The following is a 13,573-nucleotide window of genomic DNA, read 5'->3' as shown; positions in this document are numbered from 1 at the left end:
CACGGCCTGCCGCCGGCGCTGGCCGCGAGGAGCCCCGGCGGACACCGGGGCCGCTAGGCGGCGTGGCCGGTCAGGTCCAGGTGTACTGGGCGAGCAGTGACATCCGGGCGACGACCTTGCGCTTGCCGCCGTGTTCGCGGTACGCGGTTGCGAGGTCGAACGTGGTGACGCGGTCGTGGTACACGTCCTGCATCTCGGGGAATTGCAGCTGCGCGTCGTCCTTGATGTCGACCAGCGCCTGGGTGCCCATCCGGGCGGCTACCACCTCGCCGCTGAGCTTGTCGGGTAACGGGCCGCTCTCCTCGTCCTGTGCGAACGAGCCGACGGTCGGGATCTTGCGTGCCTTGAACCTGGCCTTCGCCGCAGCCTCCACCATCTTGGGTGTGCCGCGGCGTGCCGCGAGGTACCAGGTCACCTCCACGCCGCACGCGGACTCGTACCAGTTGTGCGCCTTCCAGCCGTCCCACGCGGTGACGCAGACGTCCTGCTCCTCCTTGCCGAGCACCACCAGGTCGAAGCGCGACGGCATGCCGGCCACCCCGGTCGCCGCGTCCAGCTGAGTCGCGCCGGTCAGCTCGTCGTGCGCCTCGTCGATGAGCTTGTCGCGCTTCCGTTCCGACTTCCGGGCGTTCGGGTCGGCGAGGGGTTCCTCCTGCGGCAGGGTCAGGCCGGCGGCTCCGCCCAGCGCGAGGCAGAGCACGGCGACGAGCAGCAGCACCCACAGGGGGATGTGCCCGCCGGCGCTCTTCAACCCTTCGTACTGCGACGGTGGGCGGCTCCGCCAGCTCATCGAATCCCCGTCCTATCCGGTCGCGCCCGACTGGTCCCGCTGCTGCCGGCCGCCGAGGTGCCGGGCCAGGAACGGTTCGGCGACAGCGTAGAACCGCTCCCGGTTCTCCGGCTTCGCCAACCCGTGACCCTCATCTTCGAACAGCAGGTACTCGTGGTCCAGGCCGCGGTCACGCAGCGCCGCCACGATCTCCTCGGCCTCGGCCTGCTTGACCCGCGGGTCGTTCGCGCCCTGCGCCACGAGCACCGGGATCCGGATCTGGTGGGCGCTGTTCAACGGCGAGCGCTCCTGCAACATCTGCTCGTCGGTGGCCGGGTCGCCGATGCGCTGGTGGAGCTCGGCGATCATCGGCTTCCAGTACTCGGGCACCGACGCGATAAGCGTCAGCAGGTTCGACGGGCCGCACATGTCCACGGCGCACCGGAACGCCTCAGGGGTGAACGCCGCACCGGCCAGCGCGGCGTAGCCGCCGTACGAACCGCCGTAGATGCCGGCGCGCTGCTCGTCCACCCAGCTCTGGTCGACCGCGTGCTGCACGGCGTCGACCAGGTCGTCGTGCATGCTGGCGCCCCACTGCTTGTCGCCGGCGTTGGTGAACGCCTTGCCGTACCCGGTGGAGCCGCGGTAGTTGACCTGCAGCACCGCATAGCCACGGTTGGCCAGCCACTGCACCTCCGGGTGGTACGACCACGAGTCGCGCACCCACGGTCCGCCGTGGACCAGCACGACGCACGGCAACCCGCTGCGCGCGGCCGCCACGGGGAACGTGACGTAGCCGTGCACCGTGAGGCCGTCGCGCGCGGTGAACTGGAACGGCTCCACCTGGGCGAGGGTGTAGTCGAGCAGGGCCTCCTTGTGTACGAACAGCGGCCGGATCTCGCCGGTCGACCGGTCGTAGACGGAGTACTCCGCCGGCCGGTCGGGGCGGGCGTGGGTGACCAGCCAGACCCGGTCGGTGCGCTCCGCGCGACTGATGCCCAACTCGGCGTCGCGGTGCGCAGTCAGCAGCTCGATGTCCGCCCGGATCGCGTCGTCGAGCAGCACGTACTCGTCCCGGTCCTTGGCGACGACGGCGAGCTGCGGCTCGAGCGTCTGCGGGTCGAGCACCACGCCACCGATGTCGTAGGTGTCGTCGGCGGCGAGCACCCGCTGGGCACCGGTGTCCAGGTCGACCTGCAGCAGTCTGGACGCGTTCGCGTCCACCGTGGACTGTACGAGCACGCTGCGGCCGTCGCGGCCGAACCCGACGACGCCGGTGCCCGCGGTGTCCTCGTGCGCGATCTCGAGGAACGTCTCGAACTCCCCGCCGTCGCCGTCGCGCAGCTGCACCACCTCGGCGCCGTCCGAGCGTACCGCCACGCCGCCGCGGACGACGAGGTCGGAGTCGACCAGCCAGCCGGCGAAGCCGGGGTTCTTCTCCACCAGGGTGCGCTCACCGGTGCGCAGGTCGATGCGGTGCACGTCGTGCACCTGCGCGTCGCGGTCGTTCAGACCGATCAGCACCTCGTGCGGGTGCCACCTGTTGTGCGCGAGGATGTACGCCTGCACCCCGGAGCCGGACGGCGAGAGCTCCCGTTCCGCGCCGGTCTCGAGGTCGATGGCGTAGAGCCGCCAGTTCTCGTCCCCGCCGGTGTCCTGCAGGTACAGCAGGTGCCGGTCGTCGTGGCAGAACCTGAAGGTACGGATGCCGCGGTCGCGGTCGCCCGTCACCGGCCGCGCCGGCGCCGACGAGTCGCTCGGGCCCACCCACACGTTGAGCACACCCTCGTCGGGCGCGATGTACGCGATCTTGCTGCCGTCCGGCGACAGCGAAGGAAGTACCCGATCGGGATTGCCGAAGAGGACGTCTCTGGGGATCAGCGGCACGGCATCGTAGCTGTCTGCTCTGTTCACCCTCCCGAACCTACCGGCGCGTCCGGACCAGACGCCGCTCCGGGTCAGCGGCGGTCGGTGTGGCCGAGGTCGCGGTCCGGTGCGACCTGGTCGCGGACGAGCCGCTTGAGCTCGGCGAGGTCGGGGAAGCCGCGTTCGCCGCGGGACCAGAGGGGCTGGCCGTCGAGGCGGACGTCGAACACTCCGCCGGTGCCGGGTACCAGGGCTACCTCGCCGAGGTCGGTGGTGAACGTGGTCAACAGCTCCTGTGCGGTCCATGCCGCCCGCAGCAGCCAGCGGCACTGCGTGCAGTACTCGATCTCCAGGCGTGGTTGCCGTGTCGTCATGCGCCCATTGTCAGATGCGCGGTGGGCCCTGCGCGACGCGTTCGGCGAGCCGGGCGCGCGAACCGGGGCTGCCGTCCTGGGTCTCCCACATGCCTTCCATCCACCAGGTCGCGCCCGCCTCGGCCAGCGGCCGCACCCGGTCGGCGGCGGCCGCGGGGACAGCCCGGCCGTCTTGCCCTCCATGACGATGTCGAACGGGGTGCTCGATGTGCGCTCGGTGCGTGCCCAGGCGGCGATCTCGCGGACCGTCTCCTGGTCGACCTCGCCGAAGCTGCCGTCGGGCTGGCGCTTCGCCGGCAGGATGCCGTCGTACTTGGCGACCCTGGCCATCGACTTCGCGCTGCCCCACAGGCCGACCACCCAGGCTGAGGTCAAATTAGTGGCTCCTACCTGGATGGCGATCCGATAGCGACCCCGATCCGGTGGTGATGCACCGGGTCGGGTCTGGACCGACCACCTGGATTGGAGATGGGCAGTCGTGCCCACCTCATGTCAGCCATCGCCTGGACGCTCGCTCGACCGGAAGTCTCGGCGGAACTTGGAACGCGGTCTTGCGGTGGGAGTGGCGGCGTCGCACGGTCGGGGCGTACGCGGTGGAGATCGTGCCGGATCGTCGTGCGGTGTTGTGTCGCCGCGGAGGTGCCTTGGAGTACCTGGTTTTCCGCCTGGAACTGTTGCTGTATCCGGCGGATGGGGGCATGTGTCGCGTCTGGTTGCGACGGCGTCGAGCGCGGGTACCGCGGTGGGGGAGGAGTCGCGGCAGCGGGCGGTCGAGGCGCTGGAGGCGTTGCGAGGTCGTCGCCGGTCGCGGTGGCGGTGGTTGGCCGCGGGCGCGGTGGCCGGGTTTGTTGCGGGTGTGGTGGTTGCTGGCGCCGCTCGTCGTAGTGAGCTCCCGCTGTTCGGTGGCGAGGACCCCGCGCGTACGGGTTGGCGGAGACGGTCCGCGACAAGGGGCATGCAGCCACCGAGGTGGTACGGGAGAAGGCCGCGCCGGCGCGGCAGGCCGCTGAGCAGGCGGCGGAGAAGGTTCGGGCCAAGCTGTCCGGGTCAGGGTCTGAGGAAGATCAAGACACCAGGCAGTAGAAGCGCCGCGACGGGTGACATCATGGGTCCCCGCGACAGGGCTTGATCTCAGGAGCTGGTGAGGGTGTGGCCGATGACAAGGTCGACATCGATGCCCACCGCCGTCCTGGCGTGGTCGGCATCGGGGCTGGCCGGGGTAGGCTCGCCGATGACCTCTGCGCCCCCGATGATAGTGACGGTCCAGCCGCAGCCGGCGACCTGGCGGAGCACAGCCGGGGCCGGCATGATCTCCCCGCGATGTCGACCTGTGAGCGGCTGTTCGGGCTGAAGGCGCGGTGCACCAACATCGCCTACCTGGCGTGGTCAACGGCTCGAATTGTTCGCCGTCGCCGATCTCACCTCCGCGATCGAGGACTGCAGCCTGGTGCGGTGACGATGATGCGGGACACCTGGCCATTCACCGGTTCGCGGCGGTGGTCGATGGTGCGGTCGTGGGCTTACCAGGTGGCAAGGGGCGGTCCCGGTGCCCTTGGTCTAGAGCACCGGGGCCTGTGCCACTCTGCCGCCCGGGCGTTACAGTGGCGTGGTTTCCCTGTACCCGGGTGGGGAGTCGTGGCGCGACCGGACCTGTATGCCGGCTAGCTCGGCCAGGCTGGGTTCTCTGCTGGGTGCCAGTCCACGCAGCGGGGCCGTTGCCCGGTCTGGACGAACTCGGTGATGGCCCAGTGGGCAGTCTGTACGGAGATCGCGTCGTCGTGGTGTACCGGTCGGGGTGTTCCGGCGTCGTCGAAGTCGTAGCCGCCCAGCATCGGCACGGTTGCGGTGCTCGCCAGCGTGGTGGCGGTGTCGCGGTCAGAGAACGTCAGGGCGCTGACGTCGCCGCGGCCGAGCGCGACACCGAGCACGTGGGTGCCGTCGCTGCTGGTGATCTGCACCCAGCTGGGCGGGCCGACCGCGGCGATCGCAGCCAACAACGCTTCCAGTTCCAGCAGCGTGTGTACCTCTCGCCGCTGGCCACCGTCGCACACCATCACCGGCCATGTCACCGCTGCGCTTCCCTCCCCTCACCGTCGATGGGCCGAGGCCCTGAGCAGCCAGTATCTGTTAGGGCTACCCGGCTGTCGACGGGTGGGACTGCGGCTATAGTGCGCCATCCTCCGCCGGGCCTGTACCTGTGCTTTCCAGGCCCCGGGCCCCGCGTGGGGTTCTCGGTCCGGCGCCGGGCACGCGGGATGTGTGTCACCCCAGGGTGCGTGTTCCGGCACCGGACCCCCGAGCCGCGCCGTGCTGTAGCAGCGAATCCAACGTCACCCGACCGAGCGGGCAACCCGGGTCTGATATTGGGCGCCTGGCAGGTGGTCATGGCTGGGCGCGTCCTCGGTGGATCTGGGCGGCTTTGGCGAGGGCGGTGGCGGGGTTGGGGTGGCGTCGGTCGAGTTGGGCGTTGAGTTCGGCGCCGAGGAGCACGGCCAGGGCGGTCAGGTAGAGGAACAGCAGGGTCGCGGCGGGTGCGGACAGGACGCCGTAGATCGGGGGAGTGGGTGACGGCGAAGGTGAGGAAGGTCCGCAGCAGGTAGCTACCGGCCAGCCAGGCCAGCATGGCGGCGATGGCGCCAGGCAGGTCGCGGTGCCACCGGCCGCGGGTCGGGACGGCGCGGTGGTACAGCGCGACGAGCAGCCCTGTACACAACACGACCACGGTCGGCCAGTAGCCGTAGGCCACGAGCGGGGTGAGGACCGGCCGGGCCGCTGCGGCCGGCGCCGCGGCGCTGATCCAGCCGGGTGCGGTGACCAGCAGCGGCAAGGTGAGGTGCCGGCGAGCAGCGCGGCGAGGTAGAGACCGAACGCCACCAGCCGGGCCTTGACAACGGAACGGACATCACGCTCGCTGTAGGCGAGAGAGTGGGGTCCTTCTGTGGGCTGCCGGAGGTGCCGGAGGAGGTTCGGCTCGCGTTGACCGACACCGGCGGTGCCGCCCGGGAGGGCTGGTTGGCGATGAGCGTGGCCGGCGGGCTCTTGGTGATGCACGCGATGTTCGACGCTGAGATCACCGCGGCGTGTGGACCGAAGGCAAGCACGACCCGAACCGGGTCGCACGTCGGCACGGGCCGGGGACCGGGGCGGTGACACTCGGCGGGCGGAAGGTGCCGATCAGTCGGCTGCTCGCCCTACCTGCTCTACGCCTGACCTACCGGACCGGCGTCGACCGCTGGTGACGTTTGCCGTCCTTCACGGCGGATCGAACGGCACGTCCGCGATCGCGGCGTTGACCTCGTCGACGGTCGCCTGCAAGCCGTCGGGATCGACACCGACTCGCCCTGCCGGCTCGGCCAGCGAGTAGGCGTGTTCACCCGTGATCGGTGTGGTGCCGTACTCGTTGGTGCGCAGTCTGGAGGGCGTCTTCGCGTCGAAGATCTGCTTGCCATACCGCCGGGTTGGCGCAGAATCTCCCGGCCGTACTTAGCGTACGTGAGGTTGCGGTAGTTGGCACCCTCGTTGAGGAAGCGCTCACCCAGGACGTTGACGACGATGCCGAGCGGGTAGCTCTGCCGGGTGAACTGGTTCGTGTGCGCGGCTGCCGCGCTCGCGCGGCGCACCCACGTCCCACTGGACACTGTGGCACGAACCCCAGTCGCCGAATGTGTCCGCGCCGGCCGCGATGGCCGTTGCAGTACCTCGCCGGTGTCGTGCAGGGTACTGCGTACGTATGCTCGCGCCCAACCTTCGTCCAGGTGAGGCCGTGACCGGCGACGCGCAGCGCACCTCGATCCCGGAACGCTGTGCTACCGCGAGGTGCCGCTCGACCACGCCCTGGCCACCGTCGACCGTCCCGACGGGACACCACAGAAGAAGTGGTACGCACCGTCGGAGACGTACGCCTGTCGCTCGTGCAGCAGGCGGAACCGCAGCCCGACGCCGTGCAGCCAGCGGATAACGTCGGCGCCGTTCTCGACGAGCAGCCGGGTCATCACCGGGTCGCATCGTCTCTCGGTCACCCGTTTCATGCCGTCGTAGTAGGCCTGCTTGGTGTACGGCGGGATGACCGACTTGCCGAGGAGCTTGAGCGACTCGTCGTCGAGCACAGGCGGAGGTCGTCCACGCTGTCATAAGCCGTGCGGAACGCGCCCGCGGGTGTAGTAGGAGTTGCCGCCGAGCTCGTCCGCGGGCGCCTTCTCCATGACGGCGACGCGCAGACCGTGCGCCCGTGCAGCATGCGCGGCGCTGAACGCGGCGTTACCTGCACTGACTGACTGGTTGGAGCAGTAGGGGAGGACGGCGAACTGGAAAAGACTCTCTCGACGATCCCAAGTCGGCTCGTTCCGACATATTCAACGGCCTCTCACCAGGACCTCGCCGGACCGCCCGCCTCCCTGCCTGAGCTGTGCTAACCGGTTCGGTGGCCGGGTTGGGGAGGAATGCCGGCGCCATGACTGGTGGGTGACGAGCCGCTCTCCAGCACGGCTCCTCCAAGGCTCGCTACATCGGGCTCACAGCAGTGGACGGATTCATTGGCCATGTGGGCGTTTCCCGTAGAGCGGTTCGCTCCCTGCACGGACATGTTCATCGGGCTGAGCCACCGGTACGTGTACCTGCCAGGTAAGTTTGACGGGGAATTTGTATACGGTATTCTATTACCGCGGCCAACTGCGCTGCGTTGGAGACGTGTGAGGTTCGGTGGAAGGGGATGGGATGAGCGTACGCACCCAGCAGCACTTGATCACCAAGGACCAGGCGCTCAGCGAGACGGCCAACAGCGAGATGAAGCAGCGGGAGGAGTGGAACAAGAAGAATCCTCCCACCGAGGCCATCATCGTCAAGGACTTGAAGACGACTGAGCTGACGCCGCGTGAGTACCGCAATACCAAGGCCAGGTTCTACCGGCTCGGGCACGACATCCGGTTGCAGCCGCACGTGAGCGAGCTGCCGCCGCTCGGGAAGTCGGTGAACCACCGGCACACCACCGAAGCGGTCATCTACATCGTGATGGGTTGCGGGCACACGACCATCAGCTGGGACGGGCACAACGAGGAGCGCATCGACTGGGCAGAAGGAGACCTGTTCAGCTTCCCGGTGTGGATGTGGCATCAGCACTTCAACGACAGCGAGACCGAACCGTGTCGGTACCTCGCGGTGCAGGACACGTTCGCCATCAAGGCACTGGGCCTGCACCAGATCGAGCGCTTCCCAGAAGAGGGAACCACCACGTAGCCGGCTCGCTCGCGGCCGCAGGTACAGGCATGGGAGTTGAGCTAGGTGGGCGACGCTGTGGGTACGAGTCCAGCCCAGTTCGAGGGGATCGAGCAGCCGGGCCTCAGCGTGCGGGCGCTGTTGCCCGACGACGGCTGGGACGAACGGTGGGACGGCATCGTCGTCGACGACGAGATGAAGGCTCGACTGCTGAGCTTCGGCCTGTTCTGCCTCACCCGGCGGTCTTCCGTCTCGTGGGTACGATTCCCCGTGCACGGGCTGGCCCTGCTCGCCGGCCCACCGGGCACGGGCAAGACGACGCTCGCGCACGGGCTCGCCAACCGGATCGCGCGGACGCTGGTCGACCATGGTCTCGCCGAGAACGCGCTGTTCGGTGTGGTCGATCCGCACGCCTTTCCCAGCGAGTTCCTCGGTGAGAGTCAGCGCACGGTGGCCAGGCTGTTCGCCGAGACCTTGCCCGACCTGGCTGCGCGCGGACTGCCGCTGATCGTCCTGCTCGACGAGGTGGAGGCCCTTGCGGTGAACCGCTCCAGGGCGTCCTTCGAGACGAATCCGGTGGACGTGCACCGTGCGACGAACGCGGTGCTCACCGGAGTCGACCACGTCGCGGCCGAACACGACAACGTGCTGCTCATCGCGACGACCAACGAGGAGCGCGAGATCGATCAGGCGTTCCTGTCCCGCGTCGACCTCAGGGAGCAGTTCGAGCTTCCGCAGCCGGCAGCCATCGAAGCCATGCTGGTGGACACGCTCGCCGAGATCGGCGTCCGCGTGGATGGCCAGGCCGGGCGGCTCGCCGCTGTGGCGGAGCGCTGCGCGTCACACTCTCTGGATGCCCGGCAGGTGCGCAAGCTCGTGCTGCGCGCGATCGTGAGCAACGGTCCTGAGCTCGCCCTGGCGCCGGACCGGATCGACGTCGACCACCTGTGGGAGGTCGTCGAATGATCCCGAGCCCGCGCGCGGTTCGTGGGCGCTGAGGCCGCCTCCGCTGGCGGGCGAACGAGGATCCCTCGACAGGCGTACCTCCTCTTCGTCGGATTATTCCTAGCCGTCGCTTCGAACAACCTCTTGACGCCGCTCCTGCCCGATATCCGCGACGACATGGGGGTCTCGCTGGCCGCCATCGGCGCGTTCGTCTCGACCTACGGCCTTGCCCGCCTCATCGTCGACCTTCCCTCGGGCGCGCTGACGACGAGGATAGGTCCGCACCCCGTCGCCGCCGTCGGTGTCGTCCTGATCGTGCTGTCGTCGGCGGGCGCGGCGGTTGCGCCGCGCTTCGGTCTCCTCATCGTCGCCCGCATCGTCGCCGGCATCGGAGCCGGGTTGGTGGCGACGGTGGTCCTGTCCGCGCTGAGTGATGTGGCGCCGCCGGACATCCGCGGCCGGGTGATGAGCCTGTATCAGGTGGCGAACAACCTCGGCGTCGCGATCTATCCGTTGATCGGCGGTCTCGTCGGCTCGTTCGCCGGGTGGCGTTCTGCGTTCGCGCTCGCTGCGGGTGCAGCGGTGCTGAGCGGGTCGGTGCTGATCCCGGCGCTACGCAGAGTGCCCGCCAGCCGAGCACAGCGTGCCGCGCGCGGTACGACCGCTGCGGCGCAGAACGAACCGCAACCGCGCCGCGGTGCGCCGATCGTCGCGTTCGGCGTCATCTACTTCGGCGTCATCGCCAACATGGTCAACAGGCACGGCTTCCGCAACACGGTACTGCCGTTGTTCGCGGCGAGCCATCTCGGGCTGAACGCGATCGAGATCGCGATCGGCATCACGGTCATGTCGCTGACCGGGGTGCTCGTCACCATCCCTGGCGCCGCGCTCGGCGACAGGATCGGCCGGCGCCGCATCGTGGTGGCGGGACTCGCGCTGATGGCCGTCAGTGGCGTCGTCTTCGTGCTCGTGGCGACTGACTTCGTCATGTTCATGCTCGCCGCCGTGCTTCTGGGATGCGGCGACTTCTTCGCGAGCTCGCAGACCGCGCTGCTCTCTGACCTGGTAGAGGGGCCGCGGCGAGCGATGGCGTTGGGCGCCTATCGCTTCTGTGTGGACCTCGGCGCGCTGGTGGGGCCCGTGCTGCTGGCGACGCTCATGTCTCTCCACAGTGTCGGACTGGCGATCGGTGCGGCGTCGGGCATCCTGGCCACGGCAGCACTCGCCAACCGCGTCGGTACGCCGTCTCGCTCAGCACCGCCATAAGGTGTATGAGCGCGGATCACATAGGATAATATGTATCCAAAGCACATTTTGGGAAGGGTATGCACTGATGCCCCGCAAGAAGCGGCGTAATCTCAGCACCGATGCGAGGTTCTCCGACGTGGTGAACCAGCTTGCTGGCGGTTACCGGACCATCGGCGAGATGGTGTACTCCGTCCTGAAGGAGTCGATCCTCGGCGGTGCCTTCGCGCCCGGTGAGTGGCTCGGGCAGGAGTCCCTCGCCACTGCCATAGGCGTGTCGCGCATTCCGGTCCGCACCGCGTTGCTGCAGCTCGAGGCGGAGGGTCTCGTCACCTTCCATCCACACAAAGGGGCAAAGGTGCGCACGTTGACCGCGGCGCAGATCGACGAGATCTTCCGGTTGCGGACCCTGCTCGAGACCTACGCAGTGCGCCTGGCCATGCCGCGGATCACCCCTGAGCGGCTCGTGCTGCTCCGCGAGCTCGCGGAGCAGCTCGACGAGGAACCCGAGGGCAGGGAGTTCCTCGATGCGAGGATTCGCTTCTATCGGGAACTGTACGACGCCGAGCACAACCCGCGGCTGGTGGAGTTGATCGAGGAACTGCGCAGCAGCATCGGAAGGTATCTGCTCAGCTTCCGCTTGCTGAGCGACCACAAGCACGTGCACTCCGACCTGCTCGACTACGTCGCGAGCGGTGACCTCACCAAGGCGGAGGCGTGGATCTACTCGCACTTGGAAGGCGTCCGCAAGGGCATGGAGGCCATCGCCCTGGACGAGGACGAGGCACCGGTGGGTGACGCAGAGGCGTCCGCCGGGGACAAGATGAACTCGCCCGAAGAGACGAGCGGGGAAGCCGGCTGACGCCGCGACCTGGTTAGCACCATAGCGGTCAGTGCGCCTATAAGATTCCGTAAATTGTAGCCAAAATACTTGACCGTTCCATCGGGGCTTGCGCAGACTGTTCTCGATGGCCTGCCGTGCCGGCCTCGCGCTCTCGCGGCTGGCCATGGTTACAGCCAACCGGCACCAGCATGCTCGGCGAGCAGGAGAGACCGACCAGAGAGGCCGAGGGGTAGTGAGCGACGTGCGACCCGAGCAGCGCAGTGACCACGACCACTCGCACCAGCATGGGGATCCGGCTAGTCCGCGGCGTACGGGCAAGCTGCACTATCACGAGGAAGAAGTCCGGCCCATCGAGGCGACGCCGCTGATCCATCGCCAGCCGCACAAGGACCTCTACGACGACGCGGACCGCAAGCACCCGGGCAGAGACGTGGATCTGCCGTTGCGGACGATCCAGCTGCACATCGGACGACTCGAGCCAGGACAGCAGACCCGCCTGCACAAGCACCACAACGAGGCGGCCATCTACATCATCGAGGGTTCAGGTCACAGCGACGTGCAAGGCGTCAGCTATCCGTGGGAACGCGGTGACTTCCTCTACGTCCCTTCCATGCAGTGGCACACGCACGTCAACTCCGGTGCCGGCCCCGTCCTCTACATGGGCATCACGAACAAGCGGATGTTGGACTGGCTGGGTCTGGACCGCAAGGTCGAGGCAGGCATCCACGTGCCGCAGGAAGAGGTCGAGCGCGAGATCTCCTCAGGCAAGTTCTCCCCCTACTCGCATTACCACATCACGCCTGAGGACGGCGTGCACTTCGGGCCAGAAGGATTCATCACCCACTCGGACTGACGACGTCCGCCCACCCGGAAGGTGAGGGGTCGCCATGGCAAGGGCGGTGACGCGGACCGACGCAACGCACTACGAGGTTCAGCTGCGTCGGCGGAAGGCGATACTCGACGAGGCGCGCCGGCACCGCACGACCGTGGTTCGCGCGTCCGATGTGGTGATGGAGGACATGTCCTCGCGGGGCAGCCGGCGCGGGGTGTACATCGGGGCCGAGAGCCGCCGGCCGGCGAAGGTGCTCGACGCCGCCTTGCACGAGATCCCCGCGGGCGGTCGTACGACGACCCACCGGCATTCCTGGGACGCCATCATGTTCGTGGTCGCGGGCCAGGGATGGACCGAGATCAACGGACGACGTATCCACTGGCGGCCGTGGGACACCGTGTACCTCCCGTCGTGGGCCTGGCACCGGCAGGGCAACGACGACCAGGAGGGACGGGAAGCTCGCTTCCTCACCTGGAGCGTCGCGCCGATGTACGAGTACTTCGGCGTGGCCGTGCTCGAGGACGCGGGCGACGACGTGTCCGCGTTCGGCCCGCCTCCCACGTCGACGCCGCCCACGGGCGACGTCACCGACCCGTACCTGGAGCGGATGCGCCGGCTCTCGTCAGCGCAATGGCGCCCTGAGGCGTACCGGCTGAACACACGCTGGGAGGACGCGACGCCGCGGGTCACCAAGCGCGGCGCGCGCAGCACCTTTCTGGTCGACGAGTCCATCGGCTACCGGACGTCGGGGTTGACCGCGGTGATGCACGAGCTCGCGCCCGGGCTGTGGCAAGCGAAGCACCGGCACGGGGGAGAGGCATACCTCTACGTCGTCAACGGCAACGGACACACCGAGGTCGACGGGGAGTCGTACAGCTGGTCGACAGGGGACCTCGTGGTCGTCGACCACTGGTGCTGGCACCAGCACTTCAACGACGACGAGGAGAAGTCGGCCCGATTGATCCGCGTGCACAACTACGACTCGCTGTACAACATGATGCGCATCCTCCTCGATCCGCTCGATCTACTCGAGGAGTTGCCCGACCTCTCGGACGCGCCGGACCTGAACGACTTCGTCTGGCCAGATCCGATGGAGGGGCGTCCGCCGTGGTGACCGAGGCCGTCCCGGGCTGCCCGCGTTCACCGACAGCCACACCCATTCCACCGCACGGCCGTGCTGCAAGAGCTTTTCCTCGACTTCTCCACTGTCGTGGGCGGACGAGTCGTGCATCGGGCGGAGGATCTGTAGGAGGGAACACGGTGCCATGACAGACATCAGGTTCGGGGTGCGCATCCCCAATTCCGGGCCACTCACGAGCGTGCCGAACATGGTCAAGAGCGCGTACGCGGCCGAGGCCATGGGCTTCAACTCGATCTGGCTGCACGACCACGTGGTGTGGAGCTCCGAGATGCACCGGCACCACATCTCCTCGGGTTCGGCGGAAGCGCTCGCCGATGAGCAGACCGCGGACTTCTTCGAGGCGCTG

General features: G+C 68.2%; 14 protein-coding genes. 8 read left to right on the top strand and 6 right to left on the bottom strand.

Annotated features, from left to right (window positions below; all coding sequences use genetic code 11):
* Positions 1–70 precede the first annotated feature (70 nt).
* From GEV07_19980 to GEV07_19960, 5 genes are all read right to left on the bottom strand, one after another.
* Positions 71–790: a hypothetical protein gene (locus GEV07_19980; protein ID MQA04896.1), complete on the bottom strand. Its 720-nt coding sequence runs from the start codon at positions 788–790 to the stop codon at positions 71–73.
* A 12-nt stretch (positions 791–802) separates the two neighbouring features.
* Positions 803–2,683, bottom strand: a complete 1,881-nt coding sequence (locus GEV07_19975) for an alpha/beta fold hydrolase (protein ID MQA04895.1) — start codon at positions 2,681–2,683, stop codon at positions 803–805.
* Between the two features lie 44 nt (positions 2,684–2,727).
* Complete coding sequence (locus tag GEV07_19970) at positions 2,728–3,009, bottom strand: SelT/SelW/SelH family protein (GenBank protein MQA04894.1); 282 nt, start codon at positions 3,007–3,009, stop codon at positions 2,728–2,730.
* Positions 3,010–4,670: 1,661 nt separating this feature from the next.
* On the bottom strand, positions 4,671–5,078 hold the full coding sequence (locus tag GEV07_19965) for a hypothetical protein (protein MQA04893.1): 408 nt from the start codon (positions 5,076–5,078) through the stop codon (positions 4,671–4,673).
* On the bottom strand, positions 5,075–5,836 hold the full coding sequence (locus tag GEV07_19960) for a hypothetical protein (protein ID MQA04892.1): 762 nt from the start codon (positions 5,834–5,836) through the stop codon (positions 5,075–5,077). The genes GEV07_19965 and GEV07_19960 overlap by 4 nt, the downstream gene beginning before the upstream one ends.
* A 125-nt stretch (positions 5,837–5,961) precedes the next feature.
* Between GEV07_19960 and GEV07_19955 the strand changes: the two genes are divergently transcribed.
* Positions 5,962–6,159 carry a hypothetical protein gene (locus GEV07_19955; protein MQA04891.1) on the top strand — a complete coding sequence of 66 codons (198 nt, stop codon included), beginning with the start codon at positions 5,962–5,964 and terminating at the stop codon, positions 6,157–6,159.
* Between the two features lie 656 nt (positions 6,160–6,815).
* On the opposite strand, the gene GEV07_19950 is transcribed toward GEV07_19955, so the two are convergent.
* Positions 6,816–7,115 (bottom strand): hypothetical protein, encoded by a 300-nt coding sequence (locus GEV07_19950; GenBank protein MQA04890.1) that lies wholly within the window; start codon positions 7,113–7,115, stop codon positions 6,816–6,818.
* A gap of 607 nt (positions 7,116–7,722) precedes the next feature.
* On the opposite strand from GEV07_19950, the gene GEV07_19945 reads away from it, so the two are divergent.
* From GEV07_19945 to GEV07_19915, 7 genes are all read left to right on the top strand, one after another.
* A complete protein-coding gene (locus GEV07_19945; protein ID MQA04889.1) occupies positions 7,723–8,241 on the top strand; it encodes a cupin domain-containing protein in 519 nt (172 codons plus the stop codon).
* A gap of 57 nt (positions 8,242–8,298) precedes the next feature.
* The gene (locus GEV07_19940; GenBank protein MQA04888.1) at positions 8,299–9,186 is read left to right on the top strand and encodes an AAA family ATPase; all 888 of its coding nucleotides are present in this window, start codon (positions 8,299–8,301) and stop codon (positions 9,184–9,186) included.
* Positions 9,187–9,207: 21 nt separating this feature from the next.
* Complete coding sequence (locus GEV07_19935) at positions 9,208–10,431, top strand: MFS transporter (protein ID MQA04887.1); 1,224 nt, start codon at positions 9,208–9,210, stop codon at positions 10,429–10,431.
* A 67-nt stretch (positions 10,432–10,498) separates the two neighbouring features.
* Entirely contained in the window at positions 10,499–11,272 is a 774-nt protein-coding gene (locus GEV07_19930; GenBank protein MQA04886.1) for an FCD domain-containing protein, read from the top strand.
* 88 nt (positions 11,273–11,360) lie between these two features.
* On the top strand, positions 11,361–12,107 hold the full coding sequence (locus GEV07_19925) for a cupin domain-containing protein (GenBank protein MQA04885.1): 747 nt from the start codon (positions 11,361–11,363) through the stop codon (positions 12,105–12,107).
* Between the two features lie 34 nt (positions 12,108–12,141).
* The gene (locus GEV07_19920; GenBank protein ID MQA04884.1) at positions 12,142–13,200 is read left to right on the top strand and encodes a cupin domain-containing protein; all 1,059 of its coding nucleotides are present in this window, start codon (positions 12,142–12,144) and stop codon (positions 13,198–13,200) included.
* A 151-nt stretch (positions 13,201–13,351) separates the two neighbouring features.
* The coding region (locus GEV07_19915; protein MQA04883.1) for a hypothetical protein at positions 13,352–13,573 on the top strand (222 nt) is incomplete at its 3' end.

This window comes from Streptosporangiales bacterium (assembly GCA_009379825.1).
Taxonomy (GTDB): domain Bacteria; phylum Actinomycetota; class Actinomycetes; order Streptosporangiales; family WHST01; genus WHST01.
Note: the sequence above shows the minus strand (reverse complement) of the source record. Positions and strands in the feature narration are given on the sequence as shown.